The organism is Goodfellowiella coeruleoviolacea, assembly GCF_024171785.1.
Lineage (GTDB): Bacteria > Actinomycetota > Actinomycetes > Mycobacteriales > Pseudonocardiaceae > Goodfellowiella > Goodfellowiella coeruleoviolacea.
In genome coordinates this window covers 1-20,595 of sequence record NZ_JAMTCK010000021.1, presented here as the reverse complement: position 1 = coordinate 20,595, position 20,595 = coordinate 1, and the positions used below count along the sequence as shown (strand labels likewise).

At 72.6% G+C, this 20,595-nt stretch carries 19 protein-coding genes; 5 read left to right on the top strand and 14 right to left on the bottom strand.

What is annotated here, in order from left to right; genetic code table 11:
• Positions 1 to 725 precede the first annotated feature (725 nt).
• Positions 726 to 929: a DUF397 domain-containing protein gene (locus LX83_RS33975; protein WP_253779159.1), complete on the top strand. Its 204-nt coding sequence runs from the start codon at positions 726 to 728 to the stop codon at positions 927 to 929.
• 383 nt (positions 930 to 1,312) lie between these two features.
• Here the strand turns inward: LX83_RS33975 and LX83_RS33970 are convergent, their stop codons facing one another.
• From LX83_RS33970 to LX83_RS33940, 7 genes are all read right to left on the bottom strand, one after another.
• Entirely contained in the window at positions 1,313 to 3,415 is a 2,103-nt protein-coding gene (locus LX83_RS33970; protein ID WP_253779155.1) for a PhoX family protein, read from the bottom strand.
• 283 nt (positions 3,416 to 3,698) lie between these two features.
• A complete protein-coding gene (locus LX83_RS33965) occupies positions 3,699 to 4,118 on the bottom strand; it encodes a hypothetical protein (RefSeq protein ID WP_253779152.1) in 420 nt (139 codons plus the stop codon).
• Positions 4,119 to 4,136: 18 nt separating this feature from the next.
• A complete protein-coding gene (locus tag LX83_RS33960) occupies positions 4,137 to 5,612 on the bottom strand; it encodes a DUF4407 domain-containing protein (protein ID WP_253779149.1) in 1,476 nt (491 codons plus the stop codon).
• Positions 5,609 to 8,575, bottom strand: a complete 2,967-nt coding sequence (locus LX83_RS33955; protein ID WP_253779146.1) for a hypothetical protein — start codon at positions 8,573 to 8,575, stop codon at positions 5,609 to 5,611. The genes LX83_RS33960 and LX83_RS33955 overlap by 4 nt, the downstream gene beginning before the upstream one ends.
• Complete coding sequence (locus LX83_RS33950) at positions 8,559 to 9,395, bottom strand: hypothetical protein (RefSeq protein ID WP_253779144.1); 837 nt, start codon at positions 9,393 to 9,395, stop codon at positions 8,559 to 8,561. Before LX83_RS33950 ends, LX83_RS33955 begins: the two co-directional genes overlap by 17 nt.
• 99 nt (positions 9,396 to 9,494) lie before the next feature.
• Entirely contained in the window at positions 9,495 to 10,190 is a 696-nt protein-coding gene (locus tag LX83_RS33945) for a Crp/Fnr family transcriptional regulator (RefSeq protein WP_253779141.1), read from the bottom strand.
• 148 nt (positions 10,191 to 10,338) lie between these two features.
• Positions 10,339 to 10,749, bottom strand: a complete 411-nt coding sequence (locus LX83_RS33940; RefSeq protein ID WP_253779139.1) for a MerR family transcriptional regulator — start codon at positions 10,747 to 10,749, stop codon at positions 10,339 to 10,341.
• 73 nt (positions 10,750 to 10,822) lie between these two features.
• On the opposite strand from LX83_RS33940, the gene LX83_RS33935 reads away from it, so the two are divergent.
• Positions 10,823 to 11,764: an NAD(P)-dependent oxidoreductase gene (locus LX83_RS33935; protein WP_253779136.1), complete on the top strand. Its 942-nt coding sequence runs from the start codon at positions 10,823 to 10,825 to the stop codon at positions 11,762 to 11,764.
• Between the two features lie 224 nt (positions 11,765 to 11,988).
• Positions 11,989 to 12,201 carry a hypothetical protein gene (locus tag LX83_RS33930; protein WP_253779133.1) on the top strand — a complete coding sequence of 71 codons (213 nt, stop codon included), beginning with the start codon at positions 11,989 to 11,991 and terminating at the stop codon, positions 12,199 to 12,201.
• A 29-nt stretch (positions 12,202 to 12,230) separates the two neighbouring features.
• On the opposite strand, the gene LX83_RS33925 is transcribed toward LX83_RS33930, so the two are convergent.
• Positions 12,231 to 12,521 carry a hypothetical protein gene (locus tag LX83_RS33925; RefSeq protein WP_253779131.1) on the bottom strand — a complete coding sequence of 97 codons (291 nt, stop codon included), beginning with the start codon at positions 12,519 to 12,521 and terminating at the stop codon, positions 12,231 to 12,233.
• Positions 12,522 to 12,565: 44 nt separating this feature from the next.
• Complete coding sequence (locus tag LX83_RS33920; protein WP_253779128.1) at positions 12,566 to 13,699, bottom strand: methyltransferase domain-containing protein; 1,134 nt, start codon at positions 13,697 to 13,699, stop codon at positions 12,566 to 12,568.
• Between the two features lie 192 nt (positions 13,700 to 13,891).
• Here LX83_RS33920 and LX83_RS33915 point away from each other — a divergent pair, with 192 nt between their 5' ends.
• A complete protein-coding gene (locus tag LX83_RS33915; RefSeq protein ID WP_253779125.1) occupies positions 13,892 to 14,827 on the top strand; it encodes a DUF4291 family protein in 936 nt (311 codons plus the stop codon).
• 478 nt (positions 14,828 to 15,305) lie between these two features.
• Here the strand turns inward: LX83_RS33915 and LX83_RS33910 are convergent, their stop codons facing one another.
• Positions 15,306 to 16,220: a LysR family transcriptional regulator gene (locus LX83_RS33910; protein WP_253779122.1), complete on the bottom strand. Its 915-nt coding sequence runs from the start codon at positions 16,218 to 16,220 to the stop codon at positions 15,306 to 15,308.
• Positions 16,221 to 16,295: 75 nt separating this feature from the next.
• On the opposite strand from LX83_RS33910, the gene LX83_RS33905 reads away from it, so the two are divergent.
• Positions 16,296 to 17,054 (top strand): CTP synthase C-terminal region-related (seleno)protein, encoded by a 759-nt coding sequence (locus LX83_RS33905; protein WP_253779119.1) that lies wholly within the window; start codon positions 16,296 to 16,298, stop codon positions 17,052 to 17,054.
• Positions 17,055 to 17,195: 141 nt separating this feature from the next.
• On the opposite strand, the gene LX83_RS33900 is transcribed toward LX83_RS33905, so the two are convergent.
• The 4 genes from LX83_RS33900 to LX83_RS33885 form a co-directional block, all read right to left on the bottom strand.
• Positions 17,196 to 17,669 carry a heat shock protein transcriptional repressor HspR gene (locus LX83_RS33900; protein ID WP_308204105.1) on the bottom strand — a complete coding sequence of 158 codons (474 nt, stop codon included), beginning with the start codon at positions 17,667 to 17,669 and terminating at the stop codon, positions 17,196 to 17,198.
• A gap of 35 nt (positions 17,670 to 17,704) precedes the next feature.
• On the bottom strand, positions 17,705 to 18,880 hold the full coding sequence (gene dnaJ / locus LX83_RS33895; protein ID WP_253779116.1) for a molecular chaperone DnaJ: 1,176 nt from the start codon (positions 18,878 to 18,880) through the stop codon (positions 17,705 to 17,707).
• Between the two features lie 26 nt (positions 18,881 to 18,906).
• The gene (gene grpE / locus LX83_RS33890; protein WP_253779114.1) at positions 18,907 to 19,701 is read right to left on the bottom strand and encodes a nucleotide exchange factor GrpE; all 795 of its coding nucleotides are present in this window, start codon (positions 19,699 to 19,701) and stop codon (positions 18,907 to 18,909) included.
• A gap of 74 nt (positions 19,702 to 19,775) precedes the next feature.
• On the bottom strand, positions 19,776 to 20,595 hold an 820-nt coding region (locus LX83_RS33885), incomplete at its 5' end, for an Hsp70 family protein (RefSeq protein ID WP_253779111.1).

Genomic DNA, 20,595 nt, shown 5'->3' with positions numbered 1-20,595 from the left:
GTTCTCGGGGCCTGCCCACCTGCTGGTGCACCAAGCCGAGGGCAGTGCTGTTCCTGCCCAGTCCCTTGCGGGTCAATGAGGCGATGGCCGACCGGTCAGCGGACTGGTCGGTCTGTTGGTGGGTCCTGTTGTGATCCCTTCCGGGCCGATGAGGTGGTGGCCGCCCGTAGCACTTGACATAGGACGAGATTGAAAGGAGAGGTTGTGATCCCTTCCGGGCCGATGAGGTGGTGGCCGCCCTGGACGATCAGGCGAAACTGCCTGATCACCCTGGCGCCGAATGGCATGTTCCCAGAAGCTGGGACAACACGCCACGCCTCACTTCGGAACCTCCCGGCGCGTCGCCCGACGCTTGGGGTTCCGAACCGAGGCACGCACCCTCGCAATGAAGGCCATCCGCCTACTTCCCGCTCCGACGAGGCAGTGAAGAACCTCGCCACCCTGCCCCGGGAGCCCCAACCCGCCTAGGCTGGTCAAGGGCATGCCCCCGGTGGTGGCGGGTGGGAATGAGGCAAGGACCGGAACAACCAGCCCACAACTCGCCATCACCTCAGAGCACCGGCTCAGCATCGTCCACGAGGCCCTGACGGGATCCGACTACCTCAGCCGAGAGCACACGAGGGTCTGCTCACCGGCGCTCGACTCCGTCTTCTCGGTTGCGGCGACGCCAGAGACCACAGTGGATTTGGTAGCACGACGAACAGCCAACCTAGGAGCGCAACCCAGTGATCACCGGTGGCCCCACGGCGGCACGATGGCGGAAGTCATCACACAGCTCGGGCGCGCAAAACCGCGTCGAGATCGTCGTCCTGGGCGATCACGCCGCAGTGCGTGACAGCAAGAAGCCGAACCACGGGCCGCTGGTGCTGGCGGCCGAGTGCTGGGCAGGCTTCCTAGCCGCGGTCAAGGCCGGCCACCTCAATGGCTGATCACCAGCAAACAGATGCCCTGCCCAGGACTCTTCCGGGCGGGGCATCGAGACCTAGGCTCGGTTGGCTGGATTGACTGGAGCGAAATCCTGAGGTGCAGCACTGAGCTGCCTGCGGAGCGCCGCCTTGATGACGCTGTCGTTCGGAACCGCGTTGTTGTACACATCCTCCAGCTCCGGGAGCGGCCGGCACTGCTTCGCGGCCTGCTCAACCTCCTCAAGGGGTATCGCAGGGTTCTCCAGGACGGCACGTGGCCCCGGCCAGCGCGAGTCTGGTCGGGGCCACGGTGGGGAACCAGCGGGTTCGGGCGGTCTGCACCCCGAGTTGGCATCGCGCCGAACCCGCTGGGTCTGGTGTGGACGGTCCGTCGGGTGGTCAGGTGGTCAGCCGGAGATGCGGCCCCGGTCGGAGCGCCACACGGCGACCACGGCCGGGCGGGGCTGGCTGGTGCCGCCGTCGGGCCAGTGGGACTTGGGGTTGTCCGCGCTCGCGCCGTCGATCTCGCCCGGGTGCTGCACGGACACCAGCACGAACCGGTCCTCGATCACCGGGCCGCAGGTCTCCGCGCCCCTGGGCACGGTGAGGAACTGCTTGACCCGACCGCGGTAGCGGCCCTCCACCGGCACGGCGAACAGGCCGTCGTTGGAGCCGAGCGCGTTGCCGTCGGTGGAGATCCACAGGTTGCCGGCTGCGTCGAAGGCCACGTTGTCCGGGCAGGAGATCGGGCTGACCTGCGACTTGTCGTAGCCGCCGAAGTAGGTGTCGGCGCTGTTCGGGTCGCCGCAGACCAGCAGCAGGGTCCACTTGAACGTGGTGGCCGCGGCGTCGCCGCCGGCCTCCTCCCACTCCAGCACGTGGCCGTTCTTGTTGCCGTTGCGCGGGTTGATCTCGGTCGCGCCCTCCTTGCCGGCCTTGCCCCGGTCGCTGTTGTTGGTCAGCGCCGCGTACACCCGGCCGGTGCGCGGGTTGGGCTCGATGTCCTCGGGGCGGTCCATCTTGGTGGCGCCGGCCTTGTCCGCGGCCAGCCTGGTGAACAGGTAGACCTCCTCGGCGGTGAACCCGTCCACATAGGACTTCTTACCGCTGGCCAGCCGGATCCACTCGCCGGTGCCGTCGAACGCCCTGTCGCTGGGCAGCTTTCCGGTGCCGTCGATCTCGCTCTGCGGGCTGTTGCCGGTGAACCGCGCCACGTACAGGGTGCCGTCGGAGAGCAGGCTCTTGTTGTGCTCCCTGGCCCGCCGGCTGTTGCCGCGCGCGATCCTGCCCGAGGACACGAACTTGTAGATGTAGTCGAACCGCTCGTCATCGCCCATGTAGGCGACCACGCGGCCGTCCTTGGCGACCCGGATGGTGCACGCCTCGTGCTTGAACCGGCCCAGCGCGGTGTGCTTGACCGGCGTGGACTTCGGGTCCTGCGGGTCGATCTCCACGACCCAGCCGAACCGGTTGAACTCGTTGGGCTCCTTGCCCAGGTCGAACCGCTTGTCAAAGCGCTCCCACTTGCGCTCGCTGGCGCCCTTGGGCAGGCCGTAGCGGCTGACCCGCTCCTTGACCTTCGCGTCGGTGATGGCCTCGCCGTTGGCGAAGTAGCCGTTGAAGTTCTCCTCGCCGGACAGGATCGTGCCCCACGGCGTGACCCCGCCCGAGCAGTTGCCGAACGTGCCGAACACCTTGCGGCCGGTGCGGTCGGCCGAGGTCTTCAGGTGGTCGCTGCCGGCGGCCGGGCCGTCGAAGGCGAACTCGGTGTTGACCGTGATCCGGCGGTTGTAGTGCCGGTCGATCACCGGGACCAGCTTGCCGCTGCGCCGGTCGCGCTCCACCACCACGACGGAGAAGCCGTGCGCGGCCCAGCTGATCCGGACCTGCTCCTCGGTCGGGTTGTTCGAGTCGTAGCCGCGGAACATGGACGACTCGGTGGTGTACTCGTGGTTGGAGCCCATCAGCCAGCGGTCGTTGCCGGGCAGCGGGACCAGACCGCAGAAGTCGTTGTTGAACCCGAACTGGGTGGCCTGCGCCCTGGCCGTCTGCTTGTCGAAGTCGAACGCGGGCGCGCCGGGCAGCACCGGGTCGCCCCAGCGGATCACCACGGCCTGCTCGTAACCGGCCGGCGTGGTGATCCGGTCCTCGGTGTTGGGCGCCACCGCGTCGAAGTTCAGGCCGTCGCCCCGGTCCGGGCGGCCGTGGCCGTGGCCGTTGGCCTGCACGTCGCCGGCTTCGCCGGTGGCGTCGGTCTCGGCCGCGGCTGCGGTTCCGGCCATGGCCGCGGTTCCCGCGCCGGCCACGGCGAGCACGGCCCCGGCCTTGAGCAGGCCGCGGCGGTTGACCACCTCCCGGACCACGTCACCGAAGTACGGGTTGTCCGAGGTGTTGGGCGCCTCGTGGGCGCAGGCGTTGGCGCAGCGGTAGCGGCAGGTGAGCGCCGACCGGCCGAGCGGGTGGTTCGGTAACAGCGGCAGGATTCGCCCGGGCTTCGGGTTCGGGGACACGGGGGCTTCCTCCGATCTGTCCGGTCCGGGGCAACGATCGAGCCAGCCGATCACGCCGGCACCAGGCAGTGGTGTGTGGTGGTCTCGGGAACGGGCTGACCGTAAGAGCGGGAGTGAAGCCGCAGCGGAAACCGAGGTGAACGGGGGAAGAACAGCTGCCCACCCGCTCGTTGCCGGTTGTGACGCCCATCCCGTGCCGCACGGACAATCCCGGACACCTGACGGTAACCAGCCGTCAACACCCGGGCGCGCTGCGTTGTCCGCAGTGGACAGTGCGGGTCGGTCAGCCGGTGACGTCCCGGCCGGCCTGGCGGATCTGGGCCCGGCCGGTCGCCAGCGCGCGCTGGCTGACCGCGTCGGGCCGGTCCGGCTGCCGCTCGGCCCGCAGTGGCGGCTCGGTCGCGGCCAGCAGGGCCGCCAGCTCGTCGGCCGCGCCCGGGTGCTGGGCGAGCAGGGTGCGCAGCGCGCCCCGCCACTCCGCGTTGACCTCCCTGGCCACCTCGTCCCGCTCCGGCTCGGCCGCCGCCAACAGCGCCTCGGCCTGGTCGAGCTGGTGTTCCGCCTGCCGCTGCCGGTCCTCGTCGCCCTGGCCGAAGATCCGGGCCAGGCCAGCGCGGATCTGGTGCCACAGCCCGCTCGCCACGCCCCGCACGACCAACCCGGCCACCGCCGTCACCAGCACCTGGATCGCGTCATCGTCCACCGCACACCTCCTGGTCGTTCACCGCGGCGGCTGCCCGTTCCCGTGGGGGCCGTCCGCGTCGTCTGGTCGGGGACCGCTGGCATCGGGCCCGCTGGCGTCGCCGTCGGCCGGGCCGTCATCGGAAGCGGTGCGGTGGCGCGGGTGGAGGAACCGCTCGTACAGCTCGTTCACCCGCCCCTGCTTGGCCACTTCGACGGCGGCGGCGCGCTCGCGCTCATCCAGCTCGATCTCGGCGTCCTCCTGCCGCGCCCTGGTCGCGGCGCGCTTCTCCCTGGCCACGCGCGCGCTGCTCTGCGCGGCCGACCTGGCCTGCTCACCCTTGGCGAAGGACGCCAGCGAGGCGGACAGCCGCAGGTCCACCGCGCGGTCGTAGCTGGTGGTGCCGCCGAACAGCTTGACGAGCACGGGCAGGCAGTCGATGAGGATGAAGAACCCCCGCACCACCAGCACGGCGGTGCGCAGGAACTCGTCGTGCCCGGTCAGGGCGTCGAGTGCGCGGAACCGCTCCAGCAGACCGATCGCGCCCTGGTTGGCGCGCCGCTCGTCGACCCGCTGGGTGATCTTGGTGTCGCGTTCCCGCTCGTAGTCACCCCTGGCCGTGCTCACCCTGCCCTCCAGGTCGCTGACGCGCGCGGTGAGCGCGGCCAGCTTGGCCGCGTTCTCCTGGATGGGGTGGGTGGCGGCGTACTCGTCGGCCAGTCGGCGCTGGCGGCGGCAGTCCGTGCCCGCGCCGGCCACCCCGCTCAGGCCCGGTCCGCTGACCCCGGTGCACTCGTCGCGGGCCACCTCGTTGAGTTCGTTGAGCCGCCGGGTGTCCTCGTCCACACTGGACCGCAGCGTGTCCGCGTCCAGGCGCAGCGCGGCCAGTTCGGCGGCCAGCGCGCCGGGGTTGGTCTGGAAGGAGAACACGTGCTCGGCCGCGCAGTCCGGCGGGCGCGCCCCCGCCGCGGCCGAGGAGTCCTTGTCCGGCACGGGATTGCAGGTCACCAGCCGGCCGCGCAGCGCGGCCAGTTCCTGCTCGCGGTCGTCCCTGACCTGTTCCTCCACCGCGGTCGCGAAGATCCGCAGCACCAGGGGCTCGGCGATGACCAGGCCGAAGAAGCACGCGATCAGCAACCGGGGCAGCAGCGCGGCCAGCCGCCGGTGCCAGTGCACCCCGCACGCGCTGGCCACCAGCCAGCGGTCCAGGGTCAGCACGAACAGCGCCCAGCCCGCCGCCAGGACCACGGCGGACCAGTGGACCTCGCCGAGCACCTCGGCCAGGGCCAGCCACATGGAGAACCCGGCGATGGTGGCGGTGCCGAGCAGCACCCCGCCCATCGCGGTGTAGCGGGCGCGTTCCGTGCGCAGGTCAGCCAGGATGTCCTCGTCCACCCCGGTCAGCACGCGCAGGCGGCGGCCGGTGTCCCCGCGCGGCCAGGGCAGCCGCACCAGCTCGGCCAGCTGCCCCGGCCAGGCTGCCGGTGCGGCGGTTCGCGTCGTGGTGTCAGTCAATTCAGCTCATCCTCGTCGAACACGCGGGGACCGTGGGCACGCTGCTGGTGCTGGTGGGGCTCGGCACCGGCCGGGCCAGCCGGGGCCACCGGCCTGGTTGTGGAGGTGGTGCTGACCGCGTCCGAGGTGCGGCCGAACAGGTCGACCAGTTCGTCACCGTCGTGGCCGAACGCGGCAGGGCCCGGCTGCCACGCCCTGCCCTGGGCGGCCCCGCGCGACTCGCGCGCCACGAGCACGTCCACCCGTTGCAGCGCCACGGTCATGCCCGGCACGCTCGGCGGGTCCACCACGCAGTAGGCCCTGATCCTGGCGTCGGCGCGCGGCCACAGCTGGTTGACCGCGCTGACCGGCAGGCCGGTGCCCAGGTTCGGCAGCAGGGTGTCCTGGGCCAGGTGGTCGGTCAACAGCGGCGCGAGGTCGGTCAGGCCGGTGCCGGCCACCTCCTCCGGCGCGGTCACCTGGCAGCGGAACACCGCCTCGATCTGGAACGCGGCCGCGGCGTTGGCCGACGGCACGGTCAGCCGGGCCACCACGGTCCGCTCCCGGACGTCGACCACGCTCACCGACACGGCCCTGACCACGACCCGGTGGTGGCCGCGCGGGTGGCCGCGGTCGCCGCAGGTGGCGTACTCACCGTCCACTTCGAACACGTGCACCGTGCCGGGGCGGCGCTCCGGCAGCTCGGCGGTGTCGCGGCGGCGGCGGAAGAACCGCCACCAGCGCCGCCGCACCGGGGCCAGCCGCCGCTCCTCGACCACCGGGTAGGTCTGGTCCTGACCACTGCCCGCGGTCGCGGTGTCCTCGGTGGTCGCCGGGCCTGGCGCGGTCGCGGCGGTCGGCTGGTCGGCGAGCAGCGCCGACAGCAGCGCGTGCGGCAGCCCGGCCTGCCTCGGGCCGGCGCGCAGCACCTCGGCCAGGTCCTGGGTGAGCAGCACTCGGTCCGAATCGGACAGTCCACTGCGGACCGCCGCGCCCAGTCGGTGCGCGGCCTGGCGCGCGGTGTCGTCCTGGCCCAGCCCCTCAAGGGCCTGCCGCAGCGCGGTGACGGCCGGCTCGCTGTGCGCGGCACTGCGCAGCACCTCGGCCCACAGCGCACCGAGCGCGTCGGTGTTGTCCGGTTGTTCCCGCAGCAGCACCGACACCACGGGCTCACCGGTGTCCGCCCGCACCGAGGACAGCAGCGTGGTCACCACGTCGAGCGCGGCCTCGGCCTCCGCGCCCCGCGCGTTGCCGCGCAGCCGGTCGCGCAGCTCGGCGGTGGTCAGGCCGAGCGCGAACCGGCTGGCCTCGGCGTCCCCGGCGGTCTCGCCGATCAGCGCGGCGATCGACGCGCACGCGGTGTCCCGCACGGGGCTGTCCCGCATGGCGAGCAACCACAGCCAGCTCAGCGCCTCGGCCGGGTAGCGGATGCCCAGCGCGCCACCCAGCGCGCCCGCCGCGGTGACGGCGCGCTGCCGGTCCGCCTGGTCGGCCTGGTCCGCGCCGGTCGCCCAGTCCAGCGCGATGCGCAGCGCGTCCGGTGCCAGCGAGTCGTCCACGCACATCATGGACAGCACGCAGCTCGCGGTCAGCCGCTCGGCGGGGCCGCCGTCGGACCACTCGGCCAGCAGGGACTCCTCGACCTCGCTGACCGAGTCGCGGGACAGCAGGGCCACCGCGAACGCCAGCTGCACCCGCGCCTCCGGCGGACCGGACCGGGCCACTCGGCGCATCCACGCGCGCAGCGGCGTCCACAGCTCGTGGTCGTAGCGCTCGACCAGTTCCGCGATGACCCACTCGCGGTAGTCCTCGGCCCGGAACACCACCCGGCGCCCGCCCCGGGGTCGGCCGGTGCCGCGCGGGTCGGCCCTGGTGGTGGTGATCAGCGGGTGGCGGCTGCTCCACTCGGCCCGGCGCTGGGGGAACGCCTGGTCGGGCGCTGGCCGCTGGTCCGGTTGCTCGGCCTCACCACCCGTCCCGCCCAGCCCGCTCACTCCGGACAGCCCGCCCTGTCCGGACGGCTCGGACAGTCCCGCCTGGTCCAGCAGGTCGGCCAGCAGCTGCTCGAAGAGCTGTTCCGACAGGCCGTAGACCACGGCCAGGGCCGCGACGGTCAGCACGTCGCGCCGGGTGGGGCCGGCGTCGAACCACTCGACGACCTTGCCGCGCGCCGAGTCCCGCAGCACGTCCAGTGCGGTGTCCGGCTGCTCGGCCAGCTGTTCCGCGAGCGCGACCACCCGGCCCGGCGGCAGCTGCGCCACCCGGGCGGCCAGCAGGTCACCGTCCAGGCCGGCGGGCAGCGGCGCGTTGCCGAAGACCGCGCGGAACAGCCGCATCCGGTCGGGTGGCCGCCAGTCCACCACCAGGTGCTCGAAGTATCGGCGTTCCACCGGCGCCGCCGCGGTGGTGATCACCAGGTGCGCGTTGGCCTCGGCGAGCTTGGCGATCAGCCGCTCGGCGTCGAAGCGTTGCAGCGCCAGGGGATCCTCGCTCACCACCCGGTCGTGCACCAGGTACCGCTGGTTGTCCCGGAACCCGCGGCTGACCAGCCGGGCGTAGGAGTCGGTCGGCACCAGGCTGCGGATCGGCTCCGCGTCCGGCGCGATCCGGTGCAGCAGGGCCAGCGCCGCGGTCCGCTTACCGCTGCTGTCCGGGCTGACCAGCACCACAACGCGGTGCTCGCGCAGCACGGCCTCGGCCCTGGCGAACTCCGCCGGCGCCACCCAGTGGCGCAGCGCCTCGGTGACCTCGGCGCCGCTGATCCGCCCGGTCACCCGGCGGATCGGCGCCACCCCGGACACCCCGAAGTTGGCGCCGAACGCGTGCACGTCACCGTTGAAGTGGTAGGTGAACTGGCTGTGCGGCGGCGATTCGGCGCCCGCGTCCACTGTGGACTCGGCGGCGGGTGGGTCCGGCTCGGGGTCGCGCTCCGGCTCCGGCGGGGTCAGGACGGCCTGGTCCGCGTCCTCACTGGGCCTGGCCATCCCGGTTCTCCCCAGGCTGGAGCAGCAGGCCGAAGTTGGCGCCGCGCGCGTTGATGGTCCTGGCCGTGAGGTGGTTGTTCACCTGGTGGGTCGGGGCCGGGCGGCGGTCCTGCCCCGGGTTGATCACCACGTCCCGGCCGGCCTGGGTGACCGAGGAGTGGCCCTCGGCGCGCGTGCCCTGGTTGACCGAGCCGGCCCGGGTGGTGGCGACCGGGTCGAGGTTGAGCGCGTGCACGTCGGTGCCGGGCACCCGCAACCAGGCGTCGTCGTGGAACTCCTTGACGCGCACGGCGATCCGACGGAAGTCCCGTGGGTCCAGCGAGGTGTAGCCCTGGGCGACGGTGTCCTCGAACACCGGGCGGGACACCAGCACCGCGAGGTTCGCGTGTTCGGCCGCGGCCAGGGCCGCGCGCAGCGGCTCGGCGTTGAGCAGCCGGTGCACCACGACCACGCCCCGACCGGCCAACCCGTTGGGGCCCGGACTGGTGACGCCGTGGTGGATGGCCACGCGCAGACGCAGTCTCGCCTCGGGCAGCCGGTCCCGGTTGTAGCAGCGCAGCAGGGCGTCCAGCTCGCGCACGAAGTCGTCCAGCACGCGGGGCTCGCACTCCGGATCGGCGAGCAGGGCGAACTCCTCGTCGCCCCGGCCGGTCCTGGTCCACACGGCGCGGTCCAGCCCGGCGGCTGCCCCGGCCTGGTCGAGCGCGTTGACCAGGGTGCGCTGGAACTCGACCTGCCGCTGGTCATCGACCCGGCCGTAACCCTGCACGTCGACCGCGAGGAACCCACTCCGGCGGTGGGCGCACTTCTCCGGTGTCAACGATTCCTCCTGGGGGTGGACATGAAGTCGCGCAACAAGAAGTGGGGCAACTGTGGCAGCAGCCCGGCGGCGGGATTCCGTATCAGTACGGGAATCCGCTCAATTCGTGTGGACGGGTGCGCGCAGCCGGTCCAGATCGACCAACAACGTGTTCCCGTGCGCGCAGCGCAGCACGCCGTCCCGGCGAAACCTGTTCATTGTTTTTTCCACGGTGGCCAGGGAAACCCCCGCGGCCGAGGCGATCTCGGCCTGGGTGAGCGGCACACCCAGCTGCCAGGCCTCGCCATCGAGCCACCCGTAGCGCTCGGTGATCTCCAGCAGCACCTGGCCGACCCGCGCCGGCGCCCGCAGCGTGGCGAGGTCAACCCGGCGCTCGTTGGCCCGGCGGAACCGCTCGCAGGTGACGGCGAGCAAACAGGACATGGCGTCCGGCCAGGCGGTCAGGAAGGCGGTGAGTTCGGCGGCCGGGATCTGCCTGACCGTGATGGCCGTGCACGCCACCACCGAGGCCGACCTGGGCTTGTGGTTGATCACGCCCAGCTCGCCGACCAGGTCGCCGCCGCCCCGGAAGTCCAGCAGCGAGGTGTTCGTCCACACCTTCACCACGCCGGACAGCAGCAGCACGGCGGACTCGGCCGGATCGGCCTGGTGCATGAGCAGGTGCTTGGCCCGGTGGGTCGTCTGCGTGCCGATGCCGAGCAGGGCCGTTCTGGTGGCCGGTCGGAGCTGGGCGAGCAGGCTGTCCGCCGGCCAACTGCCGCGGTGCGGGAGGGAATTGCGGTCCGGGGCATTCATGTCGTCCTCCACCACGCCGGGTCGGTTGACCCGTGGTCGTTGTGCGGGGTGACGACAAGAATGGCGGGGTGCCGGCGGACCGGTCCCGGTGTCGATCGACGCGGTTGGCGGTGCGGGTGTTCGTTCCGGTGGCGGCCGGGGAATTCGCTCAGCGCGTGGCCAGTTCCACCGCCGGCTCGCGGTCGCAGACCGGGGGGTTGGGGTTCTCGGGCGGGGTGGCGGCGATGATCGCGTTCAGCAGCGAGCGGGTCCGCGCCAGGTCGTCGATGGCGGCGCTGATCCGGTCGCGCTCCTTCTCCAGGTAAGGCACCAGTTCCGGGCAGCCCGGCGCCAGCCCCGCGGTGCCGTTGACCATGCACGGCAGCAGCTCGGCGATGAGCGCGGTGGGCAGGCCGGCGGCGAGCAGGGTGCGGATGTCGCGCACGGTGTCCACGGCGCCCTCGTCGTAGTCGCGGTACCCGCTGGGGCGGCGCGCCGGGCGCAACAACCCCTGCTCCTCGTAGTAGCGCAGCGCCCGCTCACTGATCCCGGTCCGCCGCGCCAGCTCACCGATCCGCATCCTGATCCCCTGACCTCGGTGGACGTGTTCCGACTTGACCTTAACGCCAACGTGAGGGTTTAGCTTCGCGGTCGTGACGAACGAACCGACCAACCTGCCTGATCAGACCAGCGCTGCTCCCGCTTCCGCTCCCGCTTCCGCTCCTGCTCCCGTGACCGTGCTCGGCCTCGGCCCGATGGGCCAGGCGCTGGCCGGCGCGTTCCTGGCCAGCGGCCACCCCACCACGGTGTGGAACCGCTCGGCCGACAAGGCGGACGCCCTGGTCGCCAAGGGCGCCACCCGCGCGGCCACGGTGGCCGACGCCGTGGCGGCCAGCCCCCTGGTGATCGTGTGCGTGATCGACTACACCGCGGTGCGCGCGATCGTCGACGCCGCCGGCGACACCCTGACCGGCCGCACCCTGGTGAACCTCACCGCGGACTCCCCGGACCGCGCCCGCGAACTGGCCGCGTGGGCCGCCGAGCGCGGTGTCGACTACCTCGACGGCACCATCCTGACGCCGGCCTTCACCATCGGCGGCCCCAACGCGGTGCTGCTCTACAGCGGACCCGAAGCCACCTACCAGGCCCACCGCGCCACCCTGGCCAGCCTCGGTGGGACGGCCACCCACCTCGGCGCCGACCCCGGCCGGGCCGCGGCGCACGACGTGGCCCTGATCGACATGTACTGGACGGCGGTGAGCGGCATCGTGCACGGCTTCGCCCTGGCCGGTGCCGAAGGCATCGCAGCGGCCGACCTCGTCCCGTTCGCCCAGGGCATCGCCGGCCTGCTGACCACCACGGTCGCCACCTTCGCCGAACAGCTCAGCGCCGGTGAGTACCCGGGCCACACCTCCAACATCCAGTCGGCGGCGGCCGGCATGGCCCACGTGATCCACGCGGCCGAGGCGCGCGGCATCGACACCACCGTGCTCAGCGCGGCCAGGGCCATCGCCCAGCAGGCCATCGACGCCGGCCAGGGCAAGGACAGCTTCTCCCGCCTGGCCCAGCGCCTCCAACCCCCCACCACCGCCTGACCCCGGCTGACAGTCAGCACCTCGACGGGCGGATAACCAGCCCGTTCGTCATCCACTCCGATCGCCGCCGTCCCCCGACCCGCTACGTCAACAACGATCACCGAGGTCCAATCCGGGCGGACTGTCCACAGTGGATACCACTGCCGGGCGGCAGTGCGTTGCTACCGCCGGCCGGCTTCTCCGGGCACGATCAGCGGTCGAACCGGCCTTCCGCTATCGCCGACGTGTTCTGGCCGTTGCTCGTGGTCTGGTCGTACTGCAACGCCGAGCCGGGCCAGGTGCTGCGCCGGGTGTTCGCGCTGTCCGAGCCCGACCGGCCCGACGCGCCCAGTTTCGCGCACCGGCCGCCACCGGAGTGCCGGATCGAGCCGGGCGAACGGCGGCACAGCCACATGGTGCCGCCGCCGGTGACCGCGAGGCGACCGTGGTCAGCCTGACCGCACCGGCAGCGGCGAAACCGGGGTGGTCAGCCGATGTCGCGGCGGCTGAGGGCGAGCAGGCCGCCGGCGCTGAGCAGGGCGGACAGTGTGGTCAGGACCAGGGGCGGCACCGGGTCGAACGGGTGCCCGGTCACGGTGTTCGGGATGTGGTGGAACGGTTCGAACGGGGTGCCGCCCCACACCCCGTACAGCGGGCCGGCGATCTGGCCCAGGGCGACCGTGGCGAACCAGACGGTCCAGGAGATCGCCATGCAGGCCCGGGGCAGCAGGCCGTGGGCGAGCACGCAGAGCGCGCCCACCAGCCACGCCGCCGGCACCGTGCCCAGGGCGCCGGCCAGGAGCCGATCAGGACGGCGGCGGCTCAGGAAAGCGGTGGCACCGGGTGGTCGGGGTCGTCCAGCCACACCACCTGGCCGGTGCTGGTCACGGTCAGGCCGAACCGGGTCGGGTCGGGGCGTCCGGCCGCCACCCACCACCGGTGCGCGGCCTCCACCTCGGTCCACAGTCGGCGTGGCCCGTGTTGGTGGACCAGCCGGTGGTGCGGCTCGCCCGGTGCCACCAGCAGCCGGGCCCAGGAGCGGGACCGCGCGTCGTGCAGCCAGACCGTGTGCCGGTACTCGTTGTCCGGGTCGTCCTCGACCCAGTACCGGCACCGCGGCACGCGCAGCCCGATGGCGAACGACCCCCGGAACGTCACCACCTGGTAGATCTCCTGACAGGTCAGGGCGGTGGTGCCGGCCGCGGCACCGGACACGTCGACCGAGGGCAGCCGGCACGCCGGTCGGCGCTGCGCGCGCAACCGCATGAACGCCAGGTCACCGCCGAACCGGCCGACGGCCCGGTGGTGCGCGTCAACCACCAGCCTGGCCAGCGCGCCGTTGCAGAAGTCGGTGCCCCACGGGGTGACCACCACGCCGCCCGGCCGGGTCTGCTCGACCCAGGCGTGCGGCACCACACCCACCGAGCAGGTGGCCAGCACCCGGTCGTAGGGCGCGGCCGGTGGATGGCCGAGTGCGCCATCGCCCACCACCACGGTCGGGGCGTAACCGAGGCGGCGCAGCGAGCGCCGGGCCACCGCGGCGAGCGCGGCGTCGATCTCGACGGACACCACCCGCTCCGACCCCACCCGCGCGCACAGCAACGCGCAGTTCCAGCCGGTCCCGGTGCCGATCTCCAGCACGCGCACACCCGGGCGGATGTCGGCGGCCACGAGCATGTCCGCCACGAGCGACGGCTGGCTGCACGAACTCGACGCGAACCGGCCGAGCTGTCCCGGCGGTGTCCTGCCGTCATCGACCTGGGTGACCACCGGCTCGTCCGCGGCCACCCGCGCCAGCCACGCCTCGGGCTCGGTCGCCCGGCACAGGGACACGTAGCCGTGGTCGCCGCCGACCCAGATCACCTCGGGCACGAACGCGGCCCGCGCGGCCGAGGCGAACTCGCCGGACCAGTCGGTGGCCGCCACGTCTTGGCTGGGCACGTCTTGGCTGGGCACGTCCTAGTCGGGTACGTCCTAGTCGGACACGTCCTAGTTGGACTCCTCCTTCTTCGGCTGCTCAACGCCCTCCGCGTAGGTGTCCACCCACTTGGACGGGTCGGGGTCGGGCCGGTGGCCGTCCTTGTCGTCGTCGTGCTTGCCCATCACGCCTCACCTCGGGAGTCGGGTCCGGATGCGCTGGGGACAAGCATGCCAACATTCGGAGTAACGGCCTATACGCCCAATCGGGCGGTTGCGGAAGCCGTCCACCGGGTGTTTCCCGCGGCCACGCGGGCGAAAAACGGTTCGCTGTCCGGGATGGGGCACTGGCCGGGGCGAACCACGTCGTCCCAGCACCAGATCCGGGTCGACCACGACACCGAATCCGTTGTCGTCTACCAGGCGTATCCGCCGGTGGGGCCGAGCCGGCACCGCGCGCCAACCGCTTTGTGCCGCCGTTCTCGCCTCAACCGGACGACCTGGATCAAGCCGTCGTTCCGCTGGCTGACGCACCGCGGCAATTGGGCGGGGAAATCCGGGCAGGAACGGGTCCCGGCGGTGCGGATTACCCGGCGCGGCTGGGCAACGGCGCTTTCCCGGGCGGTGCTCACCACAGCCGATCACGACGCGCCGGCCAGGGCGGCCGTGCACGTTCAGCGGGACCCGGAGCGCCCGGTGCGCGACACCCCGCTCAACCACCACCGCAACCATGCGGGGATCGGCCGGGCGCTGATTCGCGCTTTCACACAGGAATGGGTGATCGGCCTGACCGACATCATCCCGCGCGTGCACCGGATCGCGGATCTGGTGCACACCGGTCAGGCGAAGAAAGCGAAGCGGCTGTTGTCTCCCGAGCGGATTTACCCTGTGCCTTCGGAAATCGCCCGGCGCATCATTCCCGCTGGGCACGCCCGATCCCGCCTGGTCCACCTCGGCCGTGCTCCGGTGCACCTGGCCGACCCGGCGCGGCCAGCACCCGCCTGCTCAGGCGGCCAGGTTCCGGTTCGCCCGCACGGCCGGCCCCGGGTATTCGACCGCGGCGTCGTCAAATGTGCGGGCGCGCGCCCTGGCGGCATCCCGGCGGATGACCTCACTGAGGTAGGCGCCGGTGCCCAGGACGGTGCGGGCCCATTTCTGCTCATCTGAGTCCGGAGGGTTGTCGTGCAGGTGGGCGAGGTACTCGTCAACCACCCGAACACTGGCGGTGGAGTAATCGAGCCGGGCCCGATCGAGCCGTTCCGGATGCACGATCTCACCGGCACCGGCGGACTCGCCGGTAAACGCGGCGGCGAAACCGGCTAAAACATCACCGACCTGGTCCATGTGCGCTCCTCGCTCGGTCCGAATTGCCAACACCACCGACGATAACCCCGGGGTCTGACAAAAACACCAACAGCACGTGACCGAGGAACATCCGCGGGTGTCCGCACCTGCGCGTCCACCGGTCCGGACAACACGAACGGGTGACTGGCTTGTGGACCAATGACCGCTATTGGCGGTCGCCCGTGACCGGGTGGACGGACAGGCGGTCAGTGCGTTTCGGCGTCGGTCGGTGCGTTTCGACCCGGCCAGTGCCTTTCCACAGCCGGCGACCGGTTGCCGGGAATGCGATGCGCGGCGTGGTTCACGCCGTGGTGGTGCCGGGGCCAGTTCGCCGGCCGGCGGTGGAGAGCAGCGCGGTGAGGGCGGCGGCGGGCTCGGTCAGGCTGCCGTGCACCAGCTCGGTGCGGTGGGTCAGCGCCGGGGCGGCGAGCGGCACCGCGGCCAGGTCCGGCCGGTCCCGCACCACCGACCCGGGCAGCAGGGCCAGCCCGGCACCGGCGGCCACCAGGGCCAGCAGCACGGACCGCTCCGCGCCGTCGTAGCGGAAGCCGGCGCGGAAGCCGTCGCCGCGGGCCACCGCCCGGAGCTGGCCGAGCGGGATGGCGGCGTCCGGCGCGTCGATCCACCCGGCGTCCGCGAGGTCGCCAAGGCGCAGCGCGGTGCGGCTGGCCAGCGGGTGGCTGGCCGGCAGCGCGACCACGAGCGGGCCCGTGCTGACCACGGCGGTGCTCAGCGTGCCCACCTCGACCAGCCGCAGCGGGTCGCTCGGCGCGGTCACCCCGTCGACCAGCCCGACGTCCAGTTCACCCCGGGCCACGCCGGTGACCACCGCGTCGCGGCCGAGCACCGACAGCCCGGCGGACACGCGGGGCATCGCCCGCCGCACCGCCACCAGCGCCTCGGTGAGGCCACCGGTGTCCGCCAGCGGCGAGGCGCCCGCGCGCAGGTGGGCCGGGGGCGCGCCGGAGACCCGGCGGATGTCGGCGCGGGCCGCGTCCAGCCGCAGCAGGATCGGCGTGGCGTGCTCCAGCAGGCGCTGCCCGGCGTCGGTGGGCGTGACCGGCCGGCGGCGCAGCAGTGGCACACCGAGGTCGGCCTCCAGCGCGGCGATCTGCTGGGACACCGCGGACTGGGTGTACCCCAGCTCGCGGGCGGCCGTGGAGAAGGACGCGGACCTGGCCACGGCCACGAACGTCCGGAGCAGGTGCGGGTCCACCCGATCAGTATCGCTAATGGAACCAGTACGAACAGTCGTTGGCCTTATCGAGCGCCCGTCACCACCATGAGAGTCATGTTGCAGACCCGCACCGCGCGGGTGGCCCTGGTGGGGGACCGCTCGCCGCACGTTCGCTCGCACACCCGGATTCCCGGCCTGGTGGAGGCGCTGCGCACGCGCGACGGGTTGGCGCTGGACACCTACTGGGTGGGCACCGACGACGTGGCCGACACCCGCGTCGAGGACTTCGACGGGGTGTGGGTGCTGCCTGGCAGCCCGTACCGCAGCGAGGCCGGCGCGCTGTCCGCCATCCGCACCGCGCGCGAGCGCGGCATCCCGCTGCTCGGCACCTGCGGCGGCTTCCAGCACGCGCTGCTGGAGTACGCGCGCCACGTCTGCGGCATCGCCACCGCCAGTCACGCGGAGGTCGCCCCGGACGCGGCCCAGCAGCTCGTGGTCCCGCTGAGCTGTTCGCTGCTCGGCCACGAGGGCGTGGTGCTGGTCGAGCCGGGGTCGATGGTGGAGCGGATCCTCGGCGCCCAGCGCTCGGTCGAGCGCTACCACTGCGCGTACGGCCCGAACGCCGCCTACGCGGACGTGCTGCGGGCGCACGGACTGCGCTTCACCGGGCACGACGACGACGGCGCGATCCGGGTCGCCGAGCTGCCGGGGCACCCGTTCTACCTGATCACGCTGTTCCAGCCGGAGCTGGCCGGCGACAGCGGCCAGTGCCACCCGATCGTGCGGGCGTTCGCGGCGGCGGCCGTCACGCACGCTGCCACACACGCTGCCGCGCACGCCGCCACCGGCCACCCCCGGACGCTGTCCGCGTGAGGCATCCCGCCGCACATCCCGGACGGACACCGCACGCCGGCCCGACACCGGTGCCGGATGTGGCTGTGCCGGTCACTCCGGCGGGTTGAGGGGGCCCGACGGGGTGACCGGCACGGCTGGACGGTGTGCGGCCGCTGGTGCTCAGCGGCGGTGCTGCTGCTGGGGCTTCCAGACCACCAGGGCGGTTTCCTGGCGGACCGGGACGAGGTCACGCCGGTAGGAGGCGTGCACGGCGGCGGCGGCCTGCTCGGCGGCGGCGTGGGCCGCGGCCAGCTCCTCGGTCAGCTCGGCGAGCCGGGAGCGCAACGCGTCGACCTGGTTCTCCAGTTCGATGATCCGCTTGATGCCGGCCAGGTTCACGCCCTCTTCCTGGGACAGCCGCTGCACCTCGCGCAGCAGCCCGATGTCCCGCATGGAGTACCGCCGGCCACCACCCGAACTGCGGCCCGGTGAGACCAGGCCCAGCCGGTCGTAGCTGCGCAGCGTCTGGGCGTGCAGCCCGGACAACTGCGCGGCCACCGAGATGACGAAGACCGGTGTGTCCTCGTTGGCTCCCGGCGGGAACGCCACATCTCGTCTGCCGCCACCCGGACCGGGGAAGTGAGGTGATGTCACGGCGTCCTCCTGCGCTCTCACCTAGCGGTCGTGGCCTATGCCTGGTCCAGCAAGCCGTTCAGCTCCGCGCGCGGGTCGTGCTCCGCGCTGGCCTCGGCGTACGCGCGCAGCGCCGCCTCGGCCTCCGGGTCCATCCTGGCAGGAACCGCGACCTGGAGGGTGACCAGAAGCGCGCCGGTCTGGCCGTCGCGCCGCTTCACGCCCTTGCCCGGCACGCGCAGCACCCGGCCACTGGGGGTGCCGGCCGGCACCTTCACCGTGACCTTGCCGTCCAGGGTCGGCACGCTCAGCGTGGTGCCCAGCGCCAGCTCCGGGAAGGTGACCGGCATGGTCAGGGTGAGGTCGTTGCCGGACCGGCCGAACACCGGGTGCGGGGCCACGTGGACCCGCACGAACAGGTCACCGGTGGGGCCGCCGTTGCGGCCGGGCTCGCCCTGGCCGGCCAGGCGGATGCGCTGGCCGTCGTCCACCCCGGGCGGGATGCGCACGGTCAGCGTCCTGGTCTTGGTGCTGACCCCCTCGCCGGCGCACTGCGGGCACGGCTGGTCGATGAGCCGGCCGGTGCCCCGGCAGTCCTGGCACGGCTCGCTGAACGCGAACGCGCCCTGGCTGCGGGTGACCAGGCCGGACCCGGAGCAGGTGGGACAGGTCCGCGGGGTGGTGCCCGGCTTGGCGCCCGAGCCGTGGCACAGGTCGCAGGTGGCCGGGCTGGACAGCTGCAACGACACGGTGGCGCCCTGGATCGCCTCGGTGAAGTCGACCCGGATGTCGGTCTCCACGTCCTCGCCGCGCCGGGGCCGGTTGGCCGAGGCCGCGCCACCCCGCCCGCGGTTGAACAACCCGCCGAGCAGGTCGCCGAGGCCACCGGCGCCGGCTGTGCCGCCGCCCCGGGTGAACAGGTCACCCAGGTCGAAGCCGCCGGCACCGCCCCCGCCGGGGAAGCCGAACTGGCCGCCGCCGAACCCGCCGCCACCGGCGAACAGCCGCCGCGCCTCGTCGTACTGCTTGCGCTTGTCCGGGTCGGACAGCACGCCGTAGGCCTCGGAGATGGACTTGAAGCGCGCCTCGGCCGTGGTGTTGCCCGGGTTGGCGTCCGGGTGCAACTCCCTGGCCAGCTTGCGGTACGCCTTCTTGATCTCGTCCGCCGAGGCATCGGAGGAGACGCCCAGCTCGCGGTAGAAGTCCTTCTCGATCCAGTCCCTAGCACTCACCGGACGTCCCCCTCCCTTCTGCTTGGTCAGCCCTGCTCATCGGCTGGCTTGCCGCCCGCCGGCGCGTCAGTGGCCGAACCGGTTGTCTGCTGCTGTGCCTCGGCCGCGTCGGCCGGGGCGTCGCTCGCGGCCTGCGCCGCGGCCTCGGCCGCCGGCGCACCCGGCTCGTGGTCGGTCACCGCGACCAGCGCCGGCCGCAGCGTCCGGTCGCCGAACCGGTAGCCGCGGCGCAGCACCGCGGTCACGGTCGGGCCGGACACGTCCGGCGAGGTGCTGTGCTGCACGGCCTCGTGCACCGAGGGGTCGAACTCCTCGCCCTCGTGCCCGAACGGTTCCAGACCGGCCCGCTGCAGCGCGCTCACCAGCTTGTCGGCCACCGCCTTGAACGCGCCGGTCAGGTCGCCGTGCGCGTTGGCCCGCTCCACGTCGTCGAGCACGCCGAGCAGCTCGCCGGCGATCTGGCCCTTGGCCGTCTCGATCACCAGCTGCCGGTCGCGCTCGACCCGCTTGCGGTAGTTGGCGTACTCGGCGGTGAGCCGCTGCAGGTCGGCGGTGCGCTCGTTGAGCTGCTTGCGCAGCTCGTCAGCACCGTCAGCACCGCCGCCGGCACCCTCGGCCGCGGTGTGCGCGCCCGAGGGGGCCTCGTCCGCCGGAGCACCGGCGTCGGCGACGTCGGCCGGCTGGCCGTTGGGCGCGTCGGCCGGCTCGGCGGCGGCGTGCCGGCCACCGCCCTGGGTGCCCGTGTCCGCGGCCACCTCCTCCTGGACCTTGCGTACTTCACCGGTCTCCGGGTCGATACGGCGTCGGTCTCGGACAACCACGCGCGGCTGCTCCTCTCCGTTCCCGTGCTCGCCCGGCTGGGCCGCTTGCGTCGCTGACTCCCGTGCTTCCTGAGTCACTTCTTCTCGTCCTCGTCAACGATCTCGGCGTCCACCACGTCGTCGGCCTTGGCGTTGGCCGAGCCCGCGCCGGCGGCACCGGACGCGCCAGCACCGGCGGCCTGCCCGTCACCCGAGGCGGCGTTCGCGCCCGCGTTGGCGTAGAGGGCCTGGCCCACCGCCTGCGACTCGGTGGCCAGCTTCTCCACGGCCGCGCGGATGGCCGCGATGTCGCTGCCCTTGAGCGCCTCGTTCGCCTCGTCGATGGCGGTCTTGACCTTGGTCTTGACGTCCTCGGGCAGCTTGTCGTCGTTGTCCTTGATGACCTTCTCGGTCTGGTAGACCAGCGACTCGGCCTGGTTGCGGACCTCGGCCTCCTCGCGGCGGCGCTTGTCCTCCTCGGCGTGCGCCTCGGCGTCCCGGACCATCCGCTCGATGTCCTCCTTGGGCAGGGCGGACCCACCCGTGATGGTCATCGACTGCTCCTTGCCGGTGCCCAGGTCCTTGGCGGACACGTGCACGATGCCGTTGGCGTCGATGTCGAAGGTGACCTCGATCTGCGGCACGCCGCGCGGCGCCGGCGCGATGCCGGTCAGCTCGAACATGCCGAGCCGCTTGTTGTGCGCGGCGATCTCGCGCTCACCCTGGAACACCTGGATCTGCACGGACGGCTGGTTGTCGTCGGCCGTGGTGAAGATCTCCGAGCGCTTGGTCGGAATCGTGGTGTTGCGCTCGATGAGCTTGGTCATGATGCCGCCCTTGGTCTCGATGCCCAGGGACAGCGGGGTGACGTCGAGCAGCAGGACGTCCTTGACCTCGCCCTTGAGCACGCCCGCC

What these genes read in the sequence shown, in the direction of transcription:
- LX83_RS33955 (WP_253779146.1), bottom strand. Translation starts at nt 8,575, where the DNA reads ATGGCCAGGCCCAGTGAGGACGCGGACCAGGCCGTCCTGACCCCGCCG.
- LX83_RS33945 (WP_253779141.1), bottom strand. Translation starts at nt 10,190, where the DNA reads ATGAATGCCCCGGACCGCAATTCCCTCCCGCACCGCGGCAGTTGGCCG.
- LX83_RS33940 (WP_253779139.1), bottom strand. Translation starts at nt 10,749, where the DNA reads ATGCGGATCGGTGAGCTGGCGCGGCGGACCGGGATCAGTGAGCGGGCG.
- LX83_RS33915 (WP_253779125.1), top strand. Translation starts at nt 13,892, where the DNA reads ATGCCAACATTCGGAGTAACGGCCTATACGCCCAATCGGGCGGTTGCG.
- LX83_RS33905 (WP_253779119.1), top strand. Translation starts at nt 16,296, where the DNA reads ATGTTGCAGACCCGCACCGCGCGGGTGGCCCTGGTGGGGGACCGCTCG.